At 49.3% G+C, this 25,006-nt stretch carries 26 protein-coding genes; 10 read left to right on the forward strand and 16 right to left on the reverse strand.

The window, feature by feature from the left end:
* Positions 1–2 precede the first annotated feature (2 nt).
* Positions 3–1,364 (forward strand): sigma 54-interacting transcriptional regulator, encoded by a 1,362-nt coding sequence (locus E4L36_RS03435; protein ID WP_127692623.1) that lies wholly within the window; start codon positions 3–5, stop codon positions 1,362–1,364.
* Positions 1,365–1,415: 51 nt separating this feature from the next.
* On the opposite strand, the gene ybaK is transcribed toward E4L36_RS03435, so the two are convergent.
* Entirely contained in the window at positions 1,416–1,892 is a 477-nt protein-coding gene (gene ybaK / locus E4L36_RS03440) for a Cys-tRNA(Pro) deacylase (RefSeq protein WP_136679215.1), read from the reverse strand.
* Positions 1,893–1,894: 2 nt separating this feature from the next.
* Positions 1,895–2,122 (reverse strand): DUF3820 family protein, encoded by a 228-nt coding sequence (locus E4L36_RS03445; protein WP_127692621.1) that lies wholly within the window; start codon positions 2,120–2,122, stop codon positions 1,895–1,897.
* Positions 2,123–2,185: 63 nt separating this feature from the next.
* Here E4L36_RS03445 and E4L36_RS03450 point away from each other — a divergent pair, with 63 nt between their 5' ends.
* Positions 2,186–3,562 (forward strand): tetratricopeptide repeat protein, encoded by a 1,377-nt coding sequence (locus tag E4L36_RS03450; protein ID WP_136679216.1) that lies wholly within the window; start codon positions 2,186–2,188, stop codon positions 3,560–3,562.
* On the opposite strand, the gene E4L36_RS03455 is transcribed toward E4L36_RS03450, so the two are convergent.
* The 4 genes from E4L36_RS03455 to smrA all read right to left on the reverse strand — a co-directional run bounded on the left by E4L36_RS03455 (position 3,537) and on the right by smrA (position 7,668).
* Positions 3,537–5,642, reverse strand: coding sequence for a GNAT family N-acetyltransferase (locus E4L36_RS03455; protein WP_136679217.1), 2,106 nt, complete (start codon positions 5,640–5,642; stop codon positions 3,537–3,539). The genes E4L36_RS03450 and E4L36_RS03455 overlap by 26 nt on opposite strands.
* A 2-nt stretch (positions 5,643–5,644) precedes the next feature.
* The gene (locus tag E4L36_RS03460) at positions 5,645–6,349 is read right to left on the reverse strand and encodes a diguanylate cyclase (protein WP_136679218.1); all 705 of its coding nucleotides are present in this window, start codon (positions 6,347–6,349) and stop codon (positions 5,645–5,647) included.
* A gap of 100 nt (positions 6,350–6,449) precedes the next feature.
* Positions 6,450–7,055, reverse strand: a complete 606-nt coding sequence (locus E4L36_RS03465; protein ID WP_127692617.1) for a DUF924 family protein — start codon at positions 7,053–7,055, stop codon at positions 6,450–6,452.
* A gap of 37 nt (positions 7,056–7,092) precedes the next feature.
* Complete coding sequence (smrA, locus tag E4L36_RS03470) at positions 7,093–7,668, reverse strand: DNA endonuclease SmrA (protein WP_136679219.1); 576 nt, start codon at positions 7,666–7,668, stop codon at positions 7,093–7,095.
* Between the two features lie 106 nt (positions 7,669–7,774).
* Here smrA and E4L36_RS03475 point away from each other — a divergent pair, with 106 nt between their 5' ends.
* Genes E4L36_RS03475 through E4L36_RS03485 form a run of 3 tightly spaced genes read left to right on the forward strand, consistent with a single transcriptional unit; the run spans position 7,775 to position 9,738 of the window.
* Positions 7,775–8,656: a hypothetical protein gene (locus tag E4L36_RS03475; protein ID WP_136679220.1), complete on the forward strand. Its 882-nt coding sequence runs from the start codon at positions 7,775–7,777 to the stop codon at positions 8,654–8,656.
* A gap of 1 nt (position 8,657) precedes the next feature.
* Positions 8,658–9,278 (forward strand): glutathione S-transferase N-terminal domain-containing protein, encoded by a 621-nt coding sequence (locus E4L36_RS03480; RefSeq protein WP_136679221.1) that lies wholly within the window; start codon positions 8,658–8,660, stop codon positions 9,276–9,278.
* A gap of 10 nt (positions 9,279–9,288) precedes the next feature.
* Positions 9,289–9,738, forward strand: coding sequence for a YaiI/YqxD family protein (locus tag E4L36_RS03485; protein WP_136679222.1), 450 nt, complete (start codon positions 9,289–9,291; stop codon positions 9,736–9,738).
* On the opposite strand, the gene E4L36_RS03490 is transcribed toward E4L36_RS03485, so the two are convergent.
* Complete coding sequence (locus tag E4L36_RS03490) at positions 9,728–10,303, reverse strand: DUF1285 domain-containing protein (RefSeq protein WP_136679223.1); 576 nt, start codon at positions 10,301–10,303, stop codon at positions 9,728–9,730. The genes E4L36_RS03485 and E4L36_RS03490 overlap by 11 nt on opposite strands.
* A gap of 152 nt (positions 10,304–10,455) precedes the next feature.
* On the opposite strand from E4L36_RS03490, the gene E4L36_RS03495 reads away from it, so the two are divergent.
* Positions 10,456–11,418: a hypothetical protein gene (locus E4L36_RS03495; protein WP_136679224.1), complete on the forward strand. Its 963-nt coding sequence runs from the start codon at positions 10,456–10,458 to the stop codon at positions 11,416–11,418.
* 67 nt (positions 11,419–11,485) lie between these two features.
* Here E4L36_RS03495 and E4L36_RS03500 read toward each other — a convergent pair whose 3' ends face one another.
* The 6 genes from E4L36_RS03500 to E4L36_RS03525 form a co-directional block, all read right to left on the reverse strand.
* Positions 11,486–12,265 (reverse strand): retropepsin-like aspartic protease, encoded by a 780-nt coding sequence (locus tag E4L36_RS03500; RefSeq protein WP_136679225.1) that lies wholly within the window; start codon positions 12,263–12,265, stop codon positions 11,486–11,488.
* Positions 12,266–12,273: 8 nt separating this feature from the next.
* Entirely contained in the window at positions 12,274–12,648 is a 375-nt protein-coding gene (locus E4L36_RS03505) for a translation initiation factor Sui1 (RefSeq protein ID WP_127692609.1), read from the reverse strand.
* Entirely contained in the window at positions 12,649–13,989 is a 1,341-nt protein-coding gene (locus tag E4L36_RS03510; protein WP_206064492.1) for a deoxyguanosinetriphosphate triphosphohydrolase, read from the reverse strand.
* 94 nt (positions 13,990–14,083) lie between these two features.
* The gene (locus E4L36_RS03515) at positions 14,084–15,772 is read right to left on the reverse strand and encodes a methyl-accepting chemotaxis protein (protein ID WP_136679227.1); all 1,689 of its coding nucleotides are present in this window, start codon (positions 15,770–15,772) and stop codon (positions 14,084–14,086) included.
* 408 nt (positions 15,773–16,180) lie between these two features.
* The gene (locus tag E4L36_RS03520) at positions 16,181–16,585 is read right to left on the reverse strand and encodes a phnA protein (protein WP_136679228.1); all 405 of its coding nucleotides are present in this window, start codon (positions 16,583–16,585) and stop codon (positions 16,181–16,183) included.
* Between the two features lie 309 nt (positions 16,586–16,894).
* Complete coding sequence (locus tag E4L36_RS03525; RefSeq protein ID WP_136679229.1) at positions 16,895–17,098, reverse strand: bacterioferritin-associated ferredoxin; 204 nt, start codon at positions 17,096–17,098, stop codon at positions 16,895–16,897.
* A gap of 170 nt (positions 17,099–17,268) precedes the next feature.
* Between E4L36_RS03525 and bfr (E4L36_RS03530) the strand changes: the two genes are divergently transcribed.
* Together bfr (E4L36_RS03530) and bfr (E4L36_RS03535) are read left to right on the forward strand one after the other, a co-directional pair.
* Positions 17,269–17,733, forward strand: a complete 465-nt coding sequence (gene bfr / locus E4L36_RS03530; protein WP_136679230.1) for a bacterioferritin — start codon at positions 17,269–17,271, stop codon at positions 17,731–17,733.
* 14 nt (positions 17,734–17,747) lie between these two features.
* Complete coding sequence (gene bfr, locus E4L36_RS03535) at positions 17,748–18,215, forward strand: bacterioferritin (protein WP_127692603.1); 468 nt, start codon at positions 17,748–17,750, stop codon at positions 18,213–18,215.
* A 47-nt stretch (positions 18,216–18,262) separates the two neighbouring features.
* Here bfr (E4L36_RS03535) and pyrC read toward each other — a convergent pair whose 3' ends face one another.
* Positions 18,263–19,297 (reverse strand): dihydroorotase, encoded by a 1,035-nt coding sequence (gene pyrC / locus E4L36_RS03540; RefSeq protein WP_136679231.1) that lies wholly within the window; start codon positions 19,295–19,297, stop codon positions 18,263–18,265.
* A gap of 224 nt (positions 19,298–19,521) precedes the next feature.
* Here pyrC and E4L36_RS03545 point away from each other — a divergent pair, with 224 nt between their 5' ends.
* Positions 19,522–20,622 carry an HD domain-containing phosphohydrolase gene (locus tag E4L36_RS03545; RefSeq protein ID WP_136679232.1) on the forward strand — a complete coding sequence of 367 codons (1,101 nt, stop codon included), beginning with the start codon at positions 19,522–19,524 and terminating at the stop codon, positions 20,620–20,622.
* Between the two features lie 230 nt (positions 20,623–20,852).
* On the forward strand, positions 20,853–23,075 hold the full coding sequence (locus E4L36_RS03550) for an NADP-dependent isocitrate dehydrogenase (protein WP_136679233.1): 2,223 nt from the start codon (positions 20,853–20,855) through the stop codon (positions 23,073–23,075).
* A 92-nt stretch (positions 23,076–23,167) separates the two neighbouring features.
* On the opposite strand, the gene E4L36_RS03555 is transcribed toward E4L36_RS03550, so the two are convergent.
* Together E4L36_RS03555 and E4L36_RS03560 are read right to left on the reverse strand one after the other, a co-directional pair.
* Positions 23,168–24,352 carry a M20 aminoacylase family protein gene (locus E4L36_RS03555; RefSeq protein ID WP_136679234.1) on the reverse strand — a complete coding sequence of 395 codons (1,185 nt, stop codon included), beginning with the start codon at positions 24,350–24,352 and terminating at the stop codon, positions 23,168–23,170.
* A gap of 8 nt (positions 24,353–24,360) precedes the next feature.
* Positions 24,361–24,975: a flavin reductase family protein gene (locus E4L36_RS03560; protein WP_136679235.1), complete on the reverse strand. Its 615-nt coding sequence runs from the start codon at positions 24,973–24,975 to the stop codon at positions 24,361–24,363.
* Positions 24,976–25,006 lie beyond the last annotated feature (31 nt).

Genomic DNA, 25,006 nt, shown 5'->3' on the forward strand with positions numbered 1-25,006 from the left:
CCATGACGCAGTACCCCCGAATTCTTCTAGTCGATGATGACGATAGCGTTTTGTCGTTGCTTTCGATGCGACTCGAGGCGTCCGGATACGAAGTGGTGACGGCATCCAGCGGACCGGAAGCGTTGAACGTTCTAAATAGCAACACAACGGACTTGGTGCTCACAGACCTGTGTATGGACGAAATGGACGGCATGGCGCTTTTCAAGCAGATTCAGCAAAGCTGGCCAGGCCTTCCCGTTGTTATTATCACGGCACACGGCACTATCCCAGAAGCCGTTGCAGCTACTCAACAAGGTGTATTTGGTTTCCTAACCAAACCAATCGACAAGGTACAGCTACTCGATACCGTAAGAGCAGCATTGGTTTCAGCTGAGCGTCGCCAAGATTCTGCATGGCGCGACGATATTATTACCAGCAGCCCGATTATGCAGCAGATGCTTGATCAAGCGCACCGAGTAGCGGCATCCGATGTTAGTGTACTTATCACAGGCCCTAGCGGCAGTGGTAAAGAGCTGATGGCTAAGGCTATTCACCGTGCGAGCCGCCGTGCCGACAAGAAGTTCGTTGCGATAAACTGCGGCGCATTGCCAGAGCAGTTGCTCGAATCAGAACTGTTTGGGCATATCAAAGGGTCGTTCACGGGCGCTACAGCCAACCACCAAGGCCTTTTCCAAGCAGCCGATGGCGGCACGCTCTTCCTTGATGAGATAGGCGATATGCCGATGACTCTACAAGTGAAGCTATTGCGCGTCCTGCAAGAAAAAGTTGTGCGCCCAGTGGGATCGGTGGAAAGTAAGCCTGTTGATGTACGTGTTATTTCAGCGACGCACCGCAACCTTGATCAAGCGATGCTCAGCGAAGAGTTCCGTGAAGATCTTTACTACCGATTAAACGTAGTAAACTTCGAACTTCCAGCACTGCGCGAACGAGCAGAGGATATACCACTGCTGGCACGCCATTTCCTAACTTCGGCCTCAAGACAGCATAATCGTAAGGTGCGAAATATTTCGCCAGGAGCCTTGCACCTGCTTGCTCAAGCCGCATGGCCTGGCAATGTACGCCAGTTACAAAACGTCATTGAGAAGGTGGTAGCACTGAGTACAAGCCCCGTAATTTCAGAGGGTTTGGTAGCGAATGCGTTGTCTAATCAAGAGCTAGTCATTCCTTCGTTTAGCAATGCTCGTGCAGATTTCGAGAAGCGCTATCTCATTAAGCTTATGCAGGTAACAGAAGGCAATGTGACTCATGCAGCCCGTATTGCCCAACGTAACCGCACTGACTTCTATAAGCTACTCAACAAACATGGCTTAGAGGCGTCTGAATATAAAGCACGCAAAGGCAGCGGAAAACTCAAGTCAGCGTAATACTAAAATGACAAAAGGGGCTCTAAGCCCCTTTTTTATTGGATTATCTGGTTAATAACGCGCGATATTCGCGACTTTTGCCGCAGTTAGCGCAACTAAGTCTGCTGGAGTTAACTCGATTTCAAGACCTCTTCGCCCAGCACTTACAAACAGTGTTTCATAGCTTTGAGCCGAATCATTCAGCACGGTGGGCAGACGCTTTTTTTGCCCCAAAGGGCTAATACCCCCTAATACATAACCGGTGATACGTTGCGCCGCATCCGCTTGCGCCATAGCAACTTTCTTGACACTTAGGGCCGCAGCTAGCGCTTTAAGGTCAAGCTGTGCATCAACGGGCACAACCGCAACAGCTAAACGCTTCTGATTTCCTTCTTGAGCAACCAGCAACGTTTTAAAAACGCGCCCCATAGGCAGACCTAGGGCCTCAGCCGCTTCCTCCCCGTAGGATTGCGCACTTGGATCATGCTCATACTCATGCAAATTGAAGGTGATCTGCGCTTTTTTCGCAACATTAACAGCCGGAGTCATGACTAACGCTGCTCCCTCTTTAGCGGCCTCACAAGATCTTCTAGTCCATTGAGCTTAATCTCGTAAAGCACCTCTAACAGTACGCCCAACGAACCCTTCGGGAAGCCTTTACGGGCAAACCAGCATACATAGGGCTCGGGAAGATCAATTAGCAAGCAATTAGTATACTTTCCATACGGCATTCGGGTTGTTGCCAGTTGCTGTAGTAGTTCCGGTTTAAACGCATCCATCAGGCTTGCCTTATCAGTTAGGACAATTAAACTGCGCCATTTTACTGTGTAAAAGCCCAAGATATGAAGACTCATAACGCGTTAGTAGCAAAAGCCACTGCACTTTTTCAGCAGGGAAAAAGCGCATTGGCGGCCGCCGTTTGTAAAAAAATTTTACAGACCCACCCAGAAAACTACCAAGCTAATATTATTTTAGGTGCTATAACGCTACACAGCGCTCCTGAGGAGGCTATTCCATATCTAGAGCAGGCAAGCTCAAGTGCGACAACACCTGCACTAAAAGCACAAGCTATGAGCAACCTTTCACTGGCGTTTGGGCTGCTCTCTCGACATGAAGAGGCGCTCAATGCAATCAACCAGGCTGTTGACTGCGCTCCCCAACACCCTCTATTTCTGTGTAACCGCGCCAATACGCTTGAGCAGCTGCGAAAATGGTCACTGATGGAGCAAGACCTCCAAAAAGCGCTGCAAATTGACCCATCACTTCAAGATGCTCGCCTCAGCCTAGCAGTATCGCTTCGACATCAAACACGATGGCCTGAGGCACTCGCACAGCTCGATCAGATCGATCGCAATGACTGGGCTGTATGTGCCGAAAAAGCTATCGTGTTATGGCTAAATGGCGAGCCAAATGCAGCGCTCAAACAGGCAGCCACACTACCTCTAGCATCACTTCGCAGCGCTGCAGACTATGCGGCAGAGCAAGGGGGCACCGAGCTAGCGATAGCATTATTTACGGATTATGTTGCTCAGTGCCCTAGCGATACTAGCAGCCAGTTCCAGCTTCACGCACTGCAAGGTACCGCGATTGAACAACCACCAGCAGATTACATTGAGAGTGTCTTTGATAACTGCGCTGATAAGTTTGAGTCACATCTTGTGAATACACTTTCCTACAGCGCTCATCAGCATGTTGCATCACTGACGGCGCAGTTCTTATCATTACCACCTGTCGAGCTATTGGATTTAGGCTGCGGTACCGGCCTAGTAGGTAAAGAACTTCGTAAAGCCCTGCCAACATGCGCTTTAGCCGGCGTTGATCTATCGGCGAACATGTTAAAGCTGGCTGAGGAGCAAAGCATCTATAACAGGCTCATTCAGAGCGATATCGATAGCCTACTCAACGACACACCGCCATTTAGTGGGATCACAGCAGCTGATACCGTCATCTACTTTGGTGCACTTGAGCCGCTATTCGCTGGCGTCAGTCGATCTCTGCTAGCGAAGGGCATATTCGTATTCAATACGGAAAAACTATCGGAAGGAGCGGCTGACTCTTGGCAGTTAACACCCTCAGGCCGTTATCAACATCACAAGGCCTATATTAAAAACCTCGCAGCCGAGCACGGCATGCAATTGCAGTTTAGTGAAGACCGAATTATTCGACACGAGAACGACCAAGCGGTCGTCGGCACTATATTTGTTCTTCAGAAGCAATGAGTGGATACAGGTCTTTGGCTGCATTGCGCATTTGTGCAACAAAGTCGCGTTTACCTTGCAGGCCAAATTTCTGAATTATCTGCTGCGGCGTTTGTTGATTGGCACAGGCTTCGAGTAGCTGCCGAGTGCGCTCATTCAGCTGTATTAGTTGATCTGCGTTTCGGCCCACTAGCAACTTTATCGATGCAGCCACCGATTCATAGGTGCGATGATGAAAGCAAAATCCTTCAATATCGTTGTTACACCAACTAAGGCCAGGCTGCATAGCTTTAGGCAATAACGCAGTATCTAGATACGCGGCTATGTTTTGCATCCATGTCGCTTGCCCATAAGCTAACTGAAACCCGACATGCCCCTCCCAACGAGCAGCCTCACTGGCGGCGTGTTCGTTAAGTGGCTTCAGCACTAGCAGCGCAAAGCTACCACTTGCGGTGTCCAGAGTTGTCCCTAACCGGGCACAGCGAAACGCTTGCGTTTGCCAGAAGTGTTGGAGCTGCGGACTGGCACCAAATGAAGCGGCAACAAAGTCGACATGATCCTTAACGGCTTGAGCTTCGATATGTTGCAACAACCCTGCTGCAATCCCCTGTCGGCGCATACTGTCTTGCACGGCAATACGTACAACACGCCAGTAGCGATAGCGCCCAGCCTGCTGATGTCCGGCTTGTGCGATCAAAAGCTGCGGCGCAAGATGACCACGGGGGCGGCGCCGACCGCGCCAAATATCCATAGCAAGCTGTTCAGGTAGCTCCCCCTCCTCTGCGATCAAACAAGCAGCGACAACATCATCTCCCACCTTGGCAAGCCAGATACTCATGTTAGGGCTATCAAGGAGAATCCTGAGATCGCCCGGCGTTGTTCGGTAATGTGCATCGATAAGCAGCCCAAACAGCTGTATTAAGGTGCTCTCATCGCTGCCCAGTGCTTGACGCGAAATACGCTGGTATGACACCGGACTCGGGGAGGTCAACTTAGTTTGTTGGCGCCGTGCTGATGCATCTAAAAGCAGTAGCTGATTAAAAAAATCTTCTAAAGGATCACCTTCGGCCCACCGAATCGGCGCTGAGAGTGATAGCTGTGTGACTGACTCGTGCTTGTCACGCAACCACTGCATAAATCTTAGAGCAAAACCCTGCCCTGTTCCCTCATACCCTTGCGTTGTCGTCGCCAAGATTACATGGGGCGCGTGATCAACCAGCTGATGTAGGTAATAACTGGGAATTGCAGCGGCTTCATCGACCAAGAGAAGATCACATCTGGGCGCAGCCAGCATCTCGTGAGGGGGAAGGTAGACACCCTCATGCGAAATACCTGCAAACTTCAATACGCTGGTTATTGATCCGCGGTCCGGTGCTGTCAGCATCACAGGCCGCCCTGCTTTCAGTGCCCGCTGAGCCACCAACCCCAGCGCTGCAGACTTCCCCCTACCTCGCTCAGCCGTCAGCGTAGCGATGCCCGGCGCGCGGTTAATACGTTGCCATAACGTTTCTACCACGCAACTCTGAGCCTTTAAGCCACGCTCGTTAGGCTCGTTATTGCCGGTAGCAAAGCAGGCCCGGGAGACAACACCATGAGTTTGATCAATGCGCGATACCGCAGTATGCGTTTGCATAACATGCGCCATTCGCTGTAAAAAGCGATCTCCGACATCACTTTCGGTGTAGGGTTCAACGGTGAGTTTGGACTTTTCTGGATCTGCAAAAAATGTGGAGTTTTCTGAAGGCGAAGATAGCAAGATAAATCCGCCGCCACCTCGCACCATACCCGATAGCTGCCCTAGCGCGTCAGGATTAATGCCACAGCTAGCATCATACAAAACTACGTCAAACTCCTGACCTAATAGCCGTTTTAACTGATTAGGACTCGACACAACGATGTGGTGCTGATGCTCAGTGTGAGCAATGGGAGAGATCGTGAGTGTATTGAGAGGGGCAAACACACTCTGCCTGATCTCATTCAGGCAGAGTGTTAGAAAGGCGCGCTCACCTGTCACCCAGAGTGCAAAGCGCTGATTTCGAGACTGTACTAAACGCCGTAAGCGGTATAGCTCGCTCGTCAGCAGAGCACGCCCTTCAGGCATTGCTAGTGGGTATAGATAACAGACGGGTCAACTTGTTTCTCTGCCGTTGCGTTAACACGATCACCGCCTTCAGTTTGAGCTTGCTCTAGTAAGCCACCAACACGGCTAATCGCTTTTGCTGCGGTCAGCCCTGCTGCAGGTTGGAACGTACAGAGGCCAATCGATATTGTTTCGTCGTTGTCTAGCTTACGCAGATCCTTAAGGCAGCGCTCTGCAAGTTCAACAGCACGTTCGTTTGTTGCTGGTAAGATCAACGCAAAACGTGTTTCGCTAATGCGAGATACCATATCGCCGGGGCGATAGACTGCTCGGATAAGCGTCTCTGCGATATGAATAGCCGGCGTGCCAGCTAGCCTCTCGGACGATACACCCACCAGCATCACCGAAATTGGCGTAAATTCACGCAAACTACGGCGGCACTCCACGTCTAGACGTGCTAGGAATTCACTCTCATCTGGCAGGCCTGTCACAATATCTTTGCCTTTTTGAGCCAGTGCGAGGCGCTCTTGTAAGGTATTGTTTTGGTTCACATAGCGAACGATGTTACCAAACACCAATAGAGACATTAGCCCGCTGGCGAGCAGCAATATCATAACGGTTTGATACGGCACTTCGGCAAGCACCATCAACAGCACCGTGCCCAAAAGTACACAGGGCGCCGCTGCCGCCATTAAAACCGTAATTTTCTTCTCAAAGCCAGCACGCAATGAACCATCCTCCAGCGATAAAAGCAGTTAGTATAGCGCAGTTTATTAGCTCAAAGCTTAACCCAGCCTAAGGGAAATGAAATTAGTCAGCCTCCTTACCCTACTGTCCCCAGCCTTTCTGGCCTTGATGAAGATAAGCCAGCTCTTTTTCCGTGGACTCTCTATTAAGCGCTTGATTCCGGTGAGGAAACCGACCGAACTGCTCGATCACGTCGCGGTGCTCTTTGGCGAAATTTACCGCATTAACGACTTTGTCCCGATTAGCATCATCCACACAGGTATAGAGTGCTTCCATCTTACTAACACATAGGTTTTGGTCCGCCATCGACTCTGAGTGCTCAAGGGGCATGTAGAAAAAGAGGCGCTCGCTCACCTCTAAGGCAAGATCATAGTCGCGTTCGAGGCTGCGCTTCACCAACGCACAAGCCTGCTCGTCACCGCTAAAAGCCTCGGCACTGCCGCGGTAGATATTACGTGTGAACTGATCAAGCAATATAACCAGCGCTAAGCGCCCTCGCGGCGTCTCTTCCCAATCGGCTAAGCCACCTGCCAGCGCACGACGAACTTGCGGCCCAAACAGCGCCTCAACCTGTTGGTCGAGCGCTTCGCCGCCGCCCCACCAAAGCGCGCTACGGTCGGCAACAGGAAAGCCATCCTGTAGATCGCCAAACCAAAATTGAAGTACTTCGTCTATCTGCTCACGCATATGCAACACCTACTTACTCAGACCAATGCCGTTGCGGCTAACGCCTTTTTTGGTGGCGTTCTAGATTATCACGTCGCGCTTCGTCGCTTTTACGTAGCAACACATACACGCCCGCCCTTCCACCGTGCTGCGGTTTAGCCGTGTGAAACGCCATAACTTCGGGCAACTGGGGTAACCAAAGATTAAGATAACTTTTCAACTGGTTCCCTTTAGAGCGCACGGTATCGCCTTTACCTATATTGATCATGATAGTTCGGATACCGTAATTCATACACTCTTTCACAAAACTAAGCAGCTCAGACAGCGCTGCCTGGGCACTACTGCCCCGCAGATCAAGGCGTGCATCAACGTTGTACTTACCGAGACGAAGGTTACGATAAACACCAGCTTGAACACCATCATGGCACCACTCGATTGGGTCTAGAGGGTTTAGCCAGTTAAGAGGCCCCGTTGTGAGCCCCTCATCTTGTCCGGCCACAGCAGCCATTCGTCTGGCTTCTAGTGCTTGTTCATCTGCAGTACCGGAGCTCTTCACAGGTTTCTTCTCTTGGCTAAGCGGTACAACACCCTCCGCTGACATCAGTTGTGAAAAGTCTGCATCATGGTTATCCATTGGAACGGCTCCTTACTTATAATTCGTTGGTGCGCAGTGCTTTATTCGCAGAAGAAACTCCTTTAGAGTCAAGGGGTATTGGATAGGCAGACAAGGAGCTCTACTGATGTTAAGAACACTCGTACTCGTCGCAATTTTGATCGCGATTGGTGTGCTCTATTTTGCTATTCCTGACCCTTCAGATAGCGAAACACCGTCTAAGTCCTCTGCTCTACCCTCTAACCCTGAGACACAACCGCCTGTCGAAAGTGCCCCGCAGTTAAAAACTGAGCTCAGTCAGCAGGCCGAAGCGCATATTGCCAAACTGACCGAAACTCCCTCCACGGCAATTGATGCCCGAGAAGCGCGCCACTTCGTTACCGAATCGCAGCTTATTAACTTGCCCGAGCTGAAGGCTCAGCAGCACTCGGCAGTGCTTGAGCAAGTATCTGCGGATGGTTCAAGCAACGTGGCAGTAGATGACGGTAGCGCTCAATCATTTGGGGTGGCTGTCTCCACTTTCAACCCCTCATCCGCTAATGGGACACAGCCATCTGCACAAACCACACTCGCCGCAGAGAACGTGCGCGCTCTTAGCCTCGCCAATCAAGTGCAGTTAAAAGAGCTGATCGACCAGTCTGACAGCGCCGAAAAGCGGATATTCTATATTCACGCAGTGAACCCTGATGATGAACAAGGGCTATGGGGTATTCTGCAATCGGGGCTCACCGAAACATTTGCAGCCGGTATCAAAGTATCAAGCAACGACAAGACACTAAAAGCCTATATCCCAGACGAGGCGGACGAAGTCCTCAACAACAGAAGCAGCTCATATCTGGGTAAGCTACTTCATGATAAGGCGCAAACAACCTATATCTACAACTACGAGCAAGGCTTAATTGGGCAGAACCCCAATCTCATTAAACCTGGCCAGCAGCTCATTATCGTTACCTTTACGGAGCAAGAGCTAATGCAGATTTACGAGCACTTCCAAACCCAACGAGACTAACATGATTGACCTCTACACATGGGCAACCCCAAATGGCTGGAAAGTCTCTATCATGCTGGAAGCGGTTGGTGCTGAATATCGCGTGATTCCCGTTGATATCACTCAACAAGCCCAGTTCCAAAGTCACTTTTTAGCCATCAGCCCAAACAATAAGATTCCTGCCATCGTCGACCATGACTACGCAGATGGCGCGCCGATATCACTGTTTGAAACCGGTGCGATTCTGATCTACCTCGCTGAGAAATATGGTAAATTTATGCCACCTTCTCCGCGTAACCGTTATGAAGTGCATGAATGGTTGATGTGGCAGATGGGTGGTTTCGGACCGTTTTTAGGCCAAGCGCACCACTTCAACCGCTTTGCTCCTGAGGTCGTACCCTATGCCGTATCGCGATACAATAAAGAGGCCCAGCGCCTCTGGGGAGTGCTGGATACACGTTTATCTGAACGCAGCTTTGTTGTAGATGAACTATCGATTGCCGATTTTGCCATCTACCCATGGGCCAAGCGCCACGCGTATCAAAATATCGAGCCTGAGGACTTTGCCAACGTCTGGCGCTGGATGCAGCAAATGGAGACACTACCGGCGGTTCAGTCAGGTATGCTCGTACCATCAATTTAGGACACACTTCATGCAAATTTGGGTTGATGCAGATGCTTGCCCTCGCGTCATAAAAGAGATTATTTTCAAAGCCGCAACGCGTACCAAAACGCAGGTAACGCTAGTCGCTAACCAACTGATTACTACGCCACCGTCGCCTTTTATCAAGAGTATTAGAGTTCCAGCAGGCTTCGATGTCGCTGACAACTATATCGTGCAACACTTGTGTGCGAACGATTTAGTTATTACAGCTGATATCCCTTTAGCAGCGGAGACGATCGATAACCATGCGTTAGCGCTGAACCCTCGCGGCGAACTCTATACAAAAGAGAATATCAGGCAGCGCTTATCAATGCGGGACTTTATGGAGACACTACGTAGCAGCGGCGTCGCCACCGATGGGCCCAAACCACTCTCCCAGCAAGACCGCCAGAGTTTTGCGAACCAACTAGACCGCCTATTAGCTCAAGTTAAGCGCTAGTACCCAATGAAAAAGTAGCGTCGCCACTATGCACTACAAAAGCAGGCTGGCCTTCAAATAGCATTTCGCTCGCCTGCTCCACCAACTGATAAAACACGTTACGGCTGATCAGAGCCTCCATACCAAAACGAATCATGATGTACGGGGACGGCTCACCGGTTTCTGGATCAGACACCACTCTGATGGGGTGCTTATCACCTGCGATAACCACATCTTCCGTTGTCGTGACGAACTGCAAGTGGGGTTTGCCATCTCTCGTGATCACATCTAAATGGTTAACGTGAAACGGGGCATCTTCCACTTGGATACCAATCTTCTCAACCGGCGTTTTCAGAAAGTAGTGCTCGCCCTCACGCCAGAGCACACTCGAGAAAAGCTTAACCATCGCATGGCGACCAATCGGCGTGCCACAGTAGAACCAGCGCCCATCGCGTTTAATTTGCATATCAATATCGCCACAAAACTTAGGATTCCACCGATCAACCGGCGGTGCACCCGTCTCTGTGGCATCGCCAATCTGGCGGCTAATCTCTGCAAAATCAAACGTGACTTGAGGTGATGACATAGGGTTTCTCCTTATCGCTAGTTAACGTTGTATCGCCTTCATTAAATAAACTCAACTTAAGTTCGAAAACTTTCACTTTTATAACTAATTACTTGAAAATATTTCACTGTTAGAATTATTCCATCTTAAACAACTAGACGCAGACCCTAATCATGAGCACGTTATTAAAAGACCGTTTCGCAGACCCATCACGTGGTGTCTACTTTGTTGGTACGACTCCACCAAAGGACAGCACGGATATGGAGCAGGTTAGCGAGATCGCCGATAAACTGCTCGAACGCTTAAGCGCCATCGACTACGACGGTCTGATCGTCTATGACATCCAAGACGAGAGCAGCCGTATCTCGACTCCGCGCCCTTTCCCATTCATGCAGACGCACGACCCGAGAGCGTATTCGAAATTACTCTCTGAGAAGTCAAAGCACCCAGTGATCACTTACAAAAGTGTTTCACAACGAGGCAAAGCAGAGTTTGACGAATGGCTCACACAAGCACAGGACGTATATGGCGTGAAGGATATCGTGCTTGTCGGTAGCCCCTCTTCAGCAAAAGATGTGGCGTTACCCTTAGCTAAAGCTTACGACGCGTTGGCAGAACATCCGCGGGATTTTCACCTTGGCGGCGTCACGATTGCTGAGCGTCATGCTAAAAAAGCAGATGAGCACCAGCGGCTCATGCAGAAAACGGCGCAAGGCTGCTCTTACTTTATTTCGCAAGCGGTTTATAACCCCCAAGCGACCATCGACCTTATCAGCCGATACGCACGGGAGTGCCGCACTCAAGACGTCAAGCCAAAACGTATTATTCTCACCTTTGCTCCATGCGGCAGCGCGAAAACACTTGAGTTTATGGAATGGTTGGGGATTTCTGTTCCAGAAGCTACCCGCTATCGCATTTTGGACGCAAGCAGTCCACTAGGTGAGTCGATTCGAGTTTGCCGCAACAGCTTAGAGCAAATTCTCGATGCATGTATTCATCTTGGTGTTCCGCTTGGCCTTAATATCGAAAGCCTGACCAACCGGAAAGAGGAGATTGACGCCGCAGTACGTTTGTTCAAACTGCTCAAAGCAACAATGGATCTGCGACTTGCCGAAGAAGCGGTTGAGGCCATCTAAGGTAAACCAGATTGAAGTAGGCAATAAAAAAGTGAGCTAAAGCTCACTTTTTTATGTCTGAATCTTGCTACTCGTCTAACTGTCCCGCTGCAGCCTGCGGAGCCTCATCCGGTTCAGTTTTCTTTTTCAACTGTTCTTTCAAAGACTTGTGCTCTTTAGGATTCCAGATTAGTAAGCTACGCTCTTTATCAATTTCGTAGGTTACGCGCTGCAAAAAATCCATCCCGAGCAAGCCATCGTAGGAGACGTAGTTCTTATCCTCCATGATAACGGCATCAGCGCCTTTGATGGTATAAGGGCCAACTTTAACCGTATCCAGTGATGCAATTTGTGTTTTTACCACACCGCCGCCGGCGACTTGAGAAGCCCCCGAAGCTTTGGGCTGATAAGCGAGACCAGCGAGAGCCGATGTGTAGTAAACCGAGCGTGTCGCCCCTGTATCTAGAATCATGCGCAGTGTTTTGCGGCCACCGTTGTGCATCACCTCAACGGGTACAACGATCTGGTTGTTCGCCAACTCAACACGCGTTTCTAGCTTGCTAATCTGCGAACGCAAACGCGTGAGGCCATATTCCTCTCGGATACGGTTCGCTGCTTTCTCGTTAGACGATGAAAACGACGAGACATTACTCACCTCACCCGATGGTGTTCTAGCCACTGCCCGATCGCGGTACTTTTGTGGTACTTGGCCTAAGTTACCCACAAAGACTTTCTTGCCACGATCATCAATATAGGTATAAACCTCCGCTCGCGACTGCCCAATCATGGTGAGAAGCAACACTGCCACCATCGTCACAAAAATAGCAACAACACGAATGCGCTGACACATCGCACATTTCTTAGCCATAAGGTTGTCTAGCCTCCTGCTAACTTGACTTGAAACCCTTTTGCTTCAAGTACATCTTTAATTTTAGCACGGTGATCACCCTGTATTTCGATCACCCCATCCTTTAGTGCTCCACCAGTACCACACTGCTGTTTGAGCTGCTTGGCCAATGTTTTTAGCTCCGCCGCTGTGACAGGGACACCACTGACCGTTGTAACGCCTTTGCCCTTTCGGCCAGAGACCTCGCGACGAATTCTCACGACACCATCTAATGCGCTTAAACGAGCTTGATCTTCAAGTTCTGCGCACTCACATGCATCCTTTGCTCGGCGACAACCTGGGCATTGGTCACCCGACTCCGTTGAATAAACAAGTTTGCTAAGTTGGTCTTGTAGTGATGCCATTTAATGTGTCCGATACTCAAATGAGAGTCCACTGATCTGTCTTGCAAGATAAGTGGCGTAGTTATCTGTCATTCCGCTAACGAAGTCTAATGCCCTCATATAGGCTTGGTAAAGCGGCCAGCCAGCATCTGGGGCATGAATTCCCATTAAACTGATGATTTTCTCACTGCGGTAGCTCATTTCTCGGCACGCTGTCGCGCTTTGGTGCTCATAAACCGCTTGGCAAAACGCTTCTAGCAAAGTACCCAAGCAACTATAAGCCCCCACTTCTAACTCTGTTTTGCGAGTATCAGGGAAGACTTGATCCTTAGCCAGCTGTTTTGCTGCACAAATCCCGCGTGCGACATCGTTATCGCCATCTTGTAGCAGCTCCCCTTGATACTGACCTGTCATGATCGATGCATAGTGCTGCTTGAAGGTGTCGAATGCAGCACTCACCATGCTCTCAATCGCACGCCCTCTAAGGGCCGATATCTTGCGTCGTGCGGATGCAGCCGAATTCAATATCTGTTCCTCGTCCGGAGTATCTCCACCAATGCGCAACAAAATGGGTTTGATATCGTCGAAGGTCAAAATATTTAGCTCAATCGCATCCTCAAGATCTAAGATCGCATAGCAAATGTCATCTGCAGCTTCTACAAGATAAGCCAAAGGATGCCGGCACCAGCGGCTATCACTCTGCTTTATCAAACCCAGCTCCTCCCCCAAACGATCTAACATATCGCGCTCGGTTTGATAGCAACTAAACTTACCCTTTGCGGTTGCATGTTCAGCTGTCCATGGGTATTTCAGCAAGCTACCCAACGTTGGATAGGTCAATCTAAGTCCACCGTCATAAAGATTGTTCTCAATGCAGGTAACCACCCTAAAGCCTTGAGCATTACCCTCAAAGGTCTCTAAATCTAGACGCTCTTGTGCTGTCAGCGGCTCCAAGAAATGCCTATTAGCGGGTTGCTTAAACCAATCTCGAATTGCGTATTCACCTGCGTGCCCAAACGGTGGATTCCCAATATCATGAGCGAGACAGGCCGCTTGCACGATCATTCCGATGTCTCCGGGTGTAACCCACTGCGGCAATTCATCTTGAAGCCACTCCCCCACGCGGATACCCAAACTCCTCCCCACGGAGCCCACTTCGATGGAGTGAGTTAAGCGTGTGTGGATATGGTCATTCAGCGCAAGCGGGTGCACTTGCGTTTTGCGCCCAAGTCGTCGAAACGCGCTAGAGAAAACAATACGATCATGATCCTTGTGAAAGTGGCTACGGCCAGAAGTACGCGTTTGCATCTCATCGTGACCATGTCGTTTGGGGGATAATAAAGTGTCCCACTGCATATCCATCAAAGCACTACCTTGTGAGTTTGGAGGTCTGTACAGACTGGTAAAAAAAAGCCGGTACTGTAAAGAGCACCGGCTAGGTTTGTTTTGAGCAAACTTATACTCTGAACTGCTTAACTAACGCCATCAAACGAGATTCAAGTGACGACATACCCTCAGTCGTTGCAGATAAGCCATCTGCATTGCGCGATGCACTTTCAGCAATCTCTGCCACTTGGTGCACGCTCTTACTTATCTCTTCAGCGACAAAGGTCTGCTCTTCTGCTGCGCTCGCAATTGAGGTATTCATCTCGGAAATCGTACCCACCGCTTGCGTGATTCGGCTTAACGATTCGCTCGCTTGTCCGGTTCTAGCAACCGCTTCCGAGCCTTGCACTCGGCTGGCTTCCATAACACCTACCGCTTCACGTGCTCCGTTCTGTAGACGCAGAATCATATTCTGAATCTCTTCCGTGCTATGTTGCGTCCGATTCGCCAACGTGCGCACCTCATCAGCAACAACCGCAAACCCTCGGCCATACTCACCGGCACGAGCAGCCTCAATCGCGGCATTTAACGCAAGGAGGTTTGTCTGTTCCGCAATGTCTTTGATGACATTGATAACAGAGCCGATTTTATCTGCATCACTATCAAGCGCTGCGATCACATCAGATGCTCGGTTGACCTCATTCGATAAACCTTCAATTGCAATAATCGTCTCTTCAACAATCTTCTGCCCAGACTTAGACTCCACGTCTGCTTCACGCGCCGCGCTCGCAGCGCCGGCAGCACTTCTTGATACCTCTTGAGCGGCTGAGGCCATCTGCTGAATCGCGGCAGCCGCCTGCTCCGTTTCTTGGCGCTGTTGCTGTACGTCGCCATGTGTTTCAGATACAACACGGGCCATTTGACCGGTTGATGTCGACAAATCTTCGACACCGGTCTTAAGCTCCATAACAAGGCGCTGGATCTTGTCGGCAAAGTCATTAAAACCACGCGAGACTTGGCCCACTTCATCGCTCGACTCAACACTTAAACGACGGGTTAAATCACCATCACCTTGGCTGATATCAGTAAGCGCAACAGCTGTGTTGGCCAATGGACGCGTCACACGTGAAGTCACCAGCGATGCTATGGTGGCACAGATAGCGATTAGAATCAGACCTGCGCCAGCAATCGATAGCTGAGTTTCCGCGAGTTGCTCGGCTACTCGCTGTTCAGCAGATGCCACCGCATCATCAATATCGTCGATGTAAAAACCGGTTCCAATCATCCAGCCATATTTAGGGATGGCGAGCGCGTAGCTGAGCTTATCCACTTCTGCATCTTTTGACGGTTTACTCCAACGATACTGAACATAACCACCACCGCGCTTAGCTTCCGCAATCAGGTCGGCAATAATACGAACACCATTGGAATCTTGAAGGCCAGCCATATTTTTGCCTTCTAGGCTAGGCTTCGGGCGCATGGCAACTGCAGTGCCGCTATAGTCATACACGAACACGTAACCATCGCCCTTTTCGCCATATTTGACGGAACGCAGCAAGTCAGCCACGCGAGCGACCCCCGCAGAGTCGTCAGCAGCAGTTTGCTCTACAACTGGCTGTACCGTTGTGAGTACCATCTGCATATAGCTTTTTAACGTTTCCTGCTTAGCACGAAACATCTGATCTCGTGTGTTCTCGAGCTCCGCTTGCCCCAACGCTTCTAGGCGGCTGTTCACAATAAGCATGATAATGGCTGTTGCCACCAGCAACGGGGTGATCGTGAGCAGAAGAATCTTATTCTTCAGAGATAGCTTAGACATAGTTATTACACCGCCTCCACGGTCTACAGGCTTACAAAAGTTCGCGGACAAATGACTTCAATGAGCCTTGTATGCGCTTTCCAAGGCATATAAGGGCGTCTGCTCTCAATGTTCCGCTGCAAGTGTCATTGCTTTGATTTGCAAAGGTTTACAACGCCGAACATTTGATAGAGAAACGCCCAAGTCTCGCTCTAAAGTCTAGTCTAGGTTTTTATAAACGCACGGAGAGCAACTAGAATTAGTGACAATTTTCGCCTAAAGGCTAATCAAGAAAGGGGTAGTTAATTAAACACAGTATTTAATGCGTCTTAAATTCAGTATTTAAGGCCTATGCGTGGAAGAGAGATAAACAATCAATTATTCGAAGGCCAAAGAAGAAACCCATAAAGCGACTAACAAAAACAATCACTAAATAAGCTTCCACGCATTTACCCACTCCTCTTCACTCGGGGAAAGGTATGCTATTTCTAGGAGTTCCTGCGCCCAGCTCTCCGTCTGCTCCAGTTGCTTTAGCAGCACAATGGCGGTTACTTTCGCAGCCTCTACTTCACTCCACATGGTTTGATTTAAACAACGCCAATGGTCAGCATTTAGACGTTTTGGTTTGTCAATCTGACCCTTACATTCAGCGCAAATCATAAGACAATGTGAAAAATCAGGATCTACAGGAACCGGTGGCACTTCAAAGATCTCGAGCGGCCTCCCACTACTATTACAAAGCTCACAATGTGCAGCACAACGGCGCACTAAGTCCTTCCCATAAAGCGATAGGCCGTGATGTCTCTCTTGATGCTTATCTCTACCTTTTGCCATATCTCTCACCCGGTAAGCTGAGCGCGCGGATAGCTTCGACGCACCTTATACTTAATTGTAGCCTGTAATGGATCAAAAGGGAGATTTATCAAAGTTGAACCGGAGTGGCCCTAGGGCCACTCCGAGAGGGCCGAAATGATTTCGGCTAAGATCCCATGATGGGAAACGGAGATACTCGAACCGTGATACCACAGTGGTGACATCAACCAGTAATTTTTGCGCTCTTGCCTGAGTATAGATCAAAAAAAACACAGCGGGTGCTGCGTTTTTTATGGGAACACGATATATGCGTGAATTATTTTAATAGCGCTAACAGGCTTCGTACGCGAGTTGATAGGCACCCTCTGACAAACTCTGATGCTCTCGCAAAACATCACGAGCCGTTCTTGTGCACTTACCGCAACAGTTACCAACACCTAACTCACGATGCAGGTCTCGTACACTTGTAGCACCTTCGGATAGCGCTTGACGAATATCACCATCAGTAATGCCATTACAGATACATACAAACATATTGGAAGACCTAGTTAAGATATTTGATGCTAATGATAACAGTTATCATAAACATTATCTACACTTGCTACATCCTTGTTTCAAATGCCTTTTTTTCAACTCGATAAAACTATGCTTAAATACCGCATCTCAAGTATCGCCATGAACTCGTTAACTAAGGGGACCTTCACATGCAAGGGGAAAAGCAAGTTATAGTTGCGCTAAATAAAGTGCTAACAGCTGAGTTAACATCGATTAACCAGTTCTTTTTGCACGCGCGAATGTATAAAAACTGGGGCCTCAGCAAGCTCAATGAAAAAGCCTATAAAAAGTCGATCAAAGACATGAAACAGGCAGATGTACTTATCGAGCGTGTGCTTTTCCTAGAAGGGCTACCTAACCTCCAACACCTAGACCGCCTGCGTATCGGTGAGCACACTGAAGAGATGCTGCAAAGCGATCTAGATTTTGAACTTGCTCAACTACCTGTGTTGCGTGATGCTATCGCCACCTGCGAAAAAGTAGGTGACTACGTCAGCCGCGATATTCTTGTCGATATTCTTGAGTATGAAGAAGAGTATGTGGACTGGATTGAAGCACAGCAGTACTTGATTGAGCAGACCAGCATCGAAAATTACCTACAGTCACAAATGTAAAAGGGAGATTGAACATGAAAGGCAATCAACGCGTTATCGAAGGTCTAAACTCCCTTCTTGCGCTCGAGCTCACAGCAATGGACCAGTACTTTATCCATTCGCGCATGTATGACGATTGGGGCTTCAGCAAGCTGTTTGAGCGCATCGATCATGAATTTGACGATGAAAAAGGCCATGCAGCCGCCCTGATCGAACGCATTCTGTTCTTGGAAGGCACTCCAGATATGGTCACACGTGAAGGGCTTAATATCGGTAAAGATGTGCCAGAGATGCTACAAAGCGACCTAGACATCGAGTACACCGTAGGCAAGCGTTTGAAAGAAGTGATTGCCATCTGTGAAGAGGAGCAGGATTACCAATCACGCGCTATCTTGCAGCAGCTTCTAGAAGACACAGAAGTTGATCATGCTCACTGGTTGGAGCAACAACTGGGGCTGATCAAAAAGATTGGCTTGCAGAACTACCAGCAATCGCAAATGTAATTCGATCGCTAGAAAAAAGGCTCTGTTTTCACAGAGCCTTTTTTGTTTTAGTTAGCTAGTTTCCAGTGCACGACATGCCCAGCATGGAATGGCACAATTGGGCGGCCATCTGGCAAGATAATCTCATCCGGAATCGTCCACTCTTCACGCACTAACGTAATCGTATCTTTATTACGCGCAAGCCCATAGAAGTCAGGTCCGTGAGTGCTCGCAAAACCCTCTAATTTGTCCAGTGCATCGAGTTCTTCAAATACCTGCGCATACAACTCAATCGCTCCCCACGCGCTGTAACACCCAGCACAGCCGCAGGCATTCTCTTTTGCTTCTTTTGCATGAGGTGCAGAATCAGTACCTAAGAAAAACTTGGGCGAGCCACTTTTAACGGCTTGGCGCAGTGCCTCTTGGTGAGTGTTACGCTTCAGCACCGGCAAGCAGAAGTTATGTGGCCGTACGCCCCCAACCAGCAGATCATTGCGGTTAAGCATGAGGTGCTGCGGCGTGATCGTAGCAGCAACATTATCTGAGGCTTCTGTCACAAACGCGGCAGCATCGCCGGTGGTGATATGTTCAAACACGACTTTCAGTTCCGGGAAGCGGGACACGATAGCCGTAAGTTTTTGATCGATGAAAACTTTTTCGCGATCAAAAATATCGACATGGTGGTCGGTGACTTCACCATGTACCAATAACAGCATCCCCTCCTGAGCCATCTTTTCAAAGACGGGATACATCGCTTCCAACTCTTTTACCGCAGCAGAGGAGTTTGTAGTCGCACCCGCAGGGTAAAGCTTGGCAGCAGGAATACCCGCAGCTTTGGCATCCACTATATCCTGCTCTGTTGTGTCGTTAGTGAGGTATAAGGTCATCAGTGGATCAAAAGAGCGTCCAGCAGGCACTGCATCAAGAATACGAGCTTTGTACTCCAGCGCCATCTTGGCGTTAACGACAGGAGGTACCAAATTTGGCATCACGATAGCGCGTTCAAAACAACGAGCCGTTGCTGGAACTGTCTCCCTCAGCATGTCACCATCGCGAAAGTGCAGGTGCCAATCATCAGGTTTTATAATCGTGATACTTGTCATAGGTTGCTCCACCATCCAGCGTTCTTGTCGTGTTTTTTTAACGTGGCGATTATAACCCAATCAGGATTTTTTTACGTATTGGATGATTTAATCTTGTAAAAATGGGGATAAGATCAAGGTATTGTTCGTCTTGTTTCGCAACGAAAGCGCAGCATGATCAAAAATGATAGAGTCGCCGCGCCATTTCTAACTGCTGGTTAATGGAACAACACCACTAGGCTATTATGAAATCGATCGCGATCATCAGCTCTGAGTTTCCACAGGTTCAACCACTTACGGATATTCTCAGCCACGACTACCTGATTAAAAACAGCCAACTCGAGCGTTTTCATGCCGACTCACCCCTGCGCGCAATACTGATTGATGCTGCAATCGCCGCCGATGCACCAACGCAACTGGCACAGCTTCAGCGCACTAACCTACCGATCATTGTTCTGTGCCAACATGAAACCCAATACCCAACCGTCGCGGACATTGCCACAGACTACCTAGTTCAGCCTTGGCACACCTCGACTGTCATGGCGAAGATCAATACCCACGTACATATTGCGGAAATTGTTCAAGGCTCTTTCAATGGTGATATTAATAACACACCCCAGTTATCAGACCGCGAACAACTCAATGCCGCCCAAGAGGCCGCTATTTTATGCCTAGCATCCGTGGCCCGTATTCGTGATCACGCCACCGGTAACCATATTTTGCGTACCCAACATTATGTGAAAGCACTCGCCGAATATCTACGTTACCACCCTGACTACCAAGCAGACCTCGACAACAATGCGACGATCGAACTGTTTTATAAAACAGCGTCTCTTCACGATATCGGCAAAGTCGCGATACCTGACGCTATTCTGCAGAAAGAGGGAGAGCTAACGCCAGATGAATACGAGATCATGAAGAAGCACACCTGCTTCGGCTTCGACGCCATTCATTCGGCCCAAAAATTACTCCCTCATGAGGCACGCAATAGTGCTTGTAGCTTCCTGCGCTATGCACAACAAGTGACGCTGAGTCATCACGAACGCTGGGATGGCTCCGGCTACCCGCAAGGTATCGCCGGTGATGAGATACCGGTGGTTGCCAGACTCATGGCGGTTGCCGATGTTTACGATGCCATCATCTCAAGGCGCCCCTATAAACATGCCATGTCACATGAAGCAGCGGCCAACATCATAGTGCAAGGAAGCGGCTCGCTTTTTGATCCGCGTGTGGTAACCGCATTCTCCGACCTGCAGGAGACGTTCCGTAAAGTCTCAATCATTTTGGAAGAGTATTTTCCCTCGCTTGCAGACCCCAACGAGAGCTTTTACTGCGAATTACCTTAATTCAACAGAATTCCATCAGCTTTACACTAACCAGCATTGTAGATTTTTTACAAAATGTTGCGCTTATTAGCCATAAGTGGATAGGTCAAACGTATAACCTCAGACACGATTCAGCTATAATCTCGTCCGCATTACATACTGAAAGGGCTTGATATCGTGGAGTTAGGCAGCTAAAAGCCGCTTAAAATCAAGTCTTTGGCGACACAGCTAAAAATTTTCGGGGATGAAAAATGACTACAAAACAAACGATTTACTACACGCTAACAGATGAAGCGCCATCTCTAGCGACCTGTTCTTTACTACCTATCGTACGTGCGTTCACATCGGCTGCGGATATCGATATCAAAATCACTGATATCTCTTTGGCTGGACGCATCCTTGCCAGCTTCCCCGATAACCTAAACGATGACCAGAAAGTTGAAGACGGTCTAGCGTTCCTTGGTAACCTAACTCAGGATCCAGATGCGAACATCATCAAACTGCCAAACATCAGTGCATCTGTACCGCAGTTGAAGGCTTGTATCGCAGAATTGCAATCTCAAGGTTACAACATCCCTGACTTCCCAGAAGATCCTCAAAGCGAAGCTGACAAAGAGATCCAAGCGCGCTACTCCAAGATCTTAGGTTCTGCGGTAAACCCAGTTCTACGTGAAGGTAACTCTGACCGCCGTGCGCCGGGTGCTGTAAAAGCATACGCTCGCAAGTTCCCACACTCGATGGGCAAGTGGAGCCAAGCATCGCAAACGCACGCTGATTACATGCGTAACGGCGACTTCTTCTCTAGCGAGCAATCAATCACCATGAGCGATGCAGGCTCTATTCGCATTGAGTACGTTGACCCACAAGGCAACGTTGAAGTGAAGAAAGAACTGCCTCTTGAGAAAGGTGAAGTCCTAGACAGCATGCGCATGAGCTGTAAAGAGCTTCGCGAGTTCTTTGAAGCCTCTATGCAAGACGCAAAAGATACGGGTGTTATGTGGTCCCTACACGTGAAAGCGACCATGATGAAAGTCTCTCACCCGATCGTATTTGGTCACGCTGTCACTGTTTTCTACAAAGAGCTGTTTGAAAAACACGGCGAACTCTTTGAAGAGCTGGGTGTAAACCCGAACAATGGTATCGGCAGCGTATACGACAAAATCGCATCGCTACCACGTTCTAAGCGTGAAGAGATCGAAGAAGATATCCACGCTTGCTACGAGCACCGTCCAAAGCTTGCGATGGTAGACTCTGCGAAAGGTATCACGAACCTGCACGTACCTTCTGACGTGATCGTCGATGCTTCTATGCCAGCGATGATGCGTAACGGCGGTAAGATGTGGGATGCTAATGGCCAAACAGCAGATACTAAAGCTGTTATGCCTGAATCAACTTACGCTCGCATCTATCAAGAGATGATTAACTTCTGCAAAACAAATGGCGCATTCGATCCAACGACGATGGGTACTGTACCAAACGTTGGTTTGATGGCGAAAAAAGCGGAAGAGTACGGCTCACACGACAAAACATACGAGTGCAAAGCAGGCACAATGCGCGTTGTAGCTCAGGACGGTACAGTTCTGATGTCTCACGAAGTGGCTGATGGCGATATCTGGCGTGCTTGCCAAACGAAAGATGAGCCTGTCCGTGACTGGGTGAAACTTGCCGTGACTCGTTCGCGCCTATCTAACACGCCAGCTATTTTCTGGTTAGATTCAGAGCGTGCGCATGATATGGAACTGAAAAAGAAAGTCGAAGCGTGCTTGCAAGAACACGATACTGACGGTCTTGATATCCACATCATGTCATACAATGAAGCGATCCGTTTCTCTATGGAACGCCAGATCCGTGGCCTAGATACAATTTCTGTCACCGGTAACGTTCTGCGTGACTACCTGACTGACCTGTTCCCAATCATGGAACTAGGTACATCAGCGAAAATGCTATCTATCGTGCCTATGTTGAAAGGCGGCGGTATGTACGAAACTGGCGCAGGCGGCTCTGCTCCGAAACACGTACAGCAGGTAGAAGAGGAAAACCACCTGCGTTGGGATTCCTTAGGTGAATTCCTTGCTCTGGCGGTATCTCTTGAAGATGTAGGTATCAAAAAAGACAACCAGAAGGCCGCAATCCTAGCGAAGACTTTGGATGCAGCAACAGGCAAATTGCTGGAAAACAACAAGTCTCCTTCTCGCAAAACGGGTGAACTAGACAACCGTGGTAGCCACTTCTACCTAGGCCTGTACTGGGCACAAGAAGTTGCAGCTCAAACAGAAGACGAAGAGCTTGCAGCCCACTTTGCAACCCTTGCGAAGACTCTGGCTGACAACGAAGAGAAGATCGTTGCTGAACTAGCAGACTGCCAAGGCAAGCCTGCTGAGCTAGACGGCTACTATCATGCTAATCGTGAAACAGTGAAGCGTGTAATGCGTCCATCCGCGACGTTGAACGCAGCACTGGCTGCTATCGCCTAAGGCGCCTCATATAAACGGCAGCACATGTGTGCTGCCAAATAAAAAGCCCAAGCCATATAGCTTGGGCTTTTTTGTACCCATAAAATATCAACTCAGCGTGATAGCAACTGATCTATCAGCGCAACCCAGTAACTGGCGCCTAACGCCAGTACATCGTCATTAAAATCATAGTAGGGGTTATGCAAGCCTCGAAAACCCTCCTGATCGCCGTTGCCAATCCATATGTATGCCCCCGGGCGCTCTTGCAGCATAAACGCAAAGTCTTCCGCCCCCATACTCGACGGCATATCAGTCAAAACCTGATCTGGCGAAACGAGGCTTAAGCACGCGGTCTCAGCCACGGTCGCCTCTTTTGCTGTGTTCACCGTCGCGGGGTAACCGGCCCGATATGTCACCGTTGCTTTAGCGCCAAACGCTTCGCAAATATGATGTGCTTGTTTCTGAATTAGCCTCTCTAACTGATGCTTTACTTCAGGGCAGAAGGAGCGACAGGTGCCCGTCAACGTGACAGATTCAGGAATGACGTTATACGCTTCGCCGCCGCGCATTGTCGTTACACTTAATACCGCCGACTTCAGTGGATCGGTTTGTCGGGACACCGCCGTTTGAAGCGCAATGATAACTTGAGCGGCAACCACCACTGGGTCAACCCCTAAATGCGGCATCGCCGCATGTCCGCCCTGCCCTTCAATAACAATATCAAAAGAGTCAGTTGATGCCATCACAGCGCCACTATGCACCGCGAAAGCACCTGCTGCCAAACCAGGCCAGTTATGCATTCCAAACACTTGGGTGGCTGGAAAGCGTTCAAAGAGCCCATCGCGTATCATGGCACGGGCGCCAGCCTTGCCCTCTTCAGCAGGTTGAAAAATAAAGCAGACCTTACCCGCAAACGCGGGATTTTCAGCAAGGTACTTTGCGGCACCTAAGAGCATCGCGGTATGGCCATCATGACCACACGCATGCATCTTTCCGTCACGACAAGAGCGATGTTCAAACTCATTTAGCTCACATAAATCCAGCGCATCCATATCGGCACGCAACGCTATCATCTCATCACCACCCTGCTCACCTTGAAGCACAGCGACAACGCCAGTCCGACCCAAACCACAGGTAACTTCGAGCCCAAAACTGGTTAATAGTTGAGCAACTCGCTCACTGGTTCTCACCTCCTCATAAGCTGTTTCTGGGTGTCGATGAATATCTCGCCGCCACGAGATCATCTCTTGGTGCAGCGCAGACCCTTGCTTGATCGCCCATGATTGCTGAGTATCCATAATCACTCCTATTTAGGGCGCGCAACCGATAGCGTGTTGCCAAACGTTTGATATTCAGAGCCACCCAAGCGGCCCAGCGGTTTAAGCTGGTCAGCCATAACCTTCATCCGACCTTGTGCGTCTTCTGCAAGAACGTGATCATCAATCCAGATCGACTCAATCTGACCAAAAATTAAATTCTGATCCAACGCCCCCATCGTCTGCGTGCTATGTAGTTTGCAAGCCATGGCGATTTTTGGACCAACGAGACGCGGCAAAGCAAAACCCGCTTCGTTCACTGTTTGTAAGCCACATAAGTCAACCTCTGAGTGGTCCCGCGGTAACGTTTTTGAGCTAAGCGTAACCGCTTCAGCAAGCTGCTCATCAGCGATATGAATCACAAACTGCTTCTGCTCGATAATGTTCAGAAATGTATCCTTCTCTTCACCCGACGGTTTTTTACCAACCGAGATCATTATCAGCGGTGGATCACTGCAAACAGCTGTAAAGTATGAGAAAGGCGCAAGGTTCAAAGCGCCTTGGGCTGACTCAGATAGCACCCACGCAATCGGCCTTGGCACGAGCGTTTGCGTCATCGCGTGATAGACCGAGGCTTTATCCATCTCGTTAAGGTCAAGAATCACGTGTACATCTCCTTGGTGGTTCGTTGAGGTA

It is taken from the genome of Neptunomonas sp. XY-337, from assembly GCF_004959845.1.
GTDB lineage: Bacteria > Pseudomonadota > Gammaproteobacteria > Pseudomonadales > Balneatricaceae > Neptunomonas > Neptunomonas marina.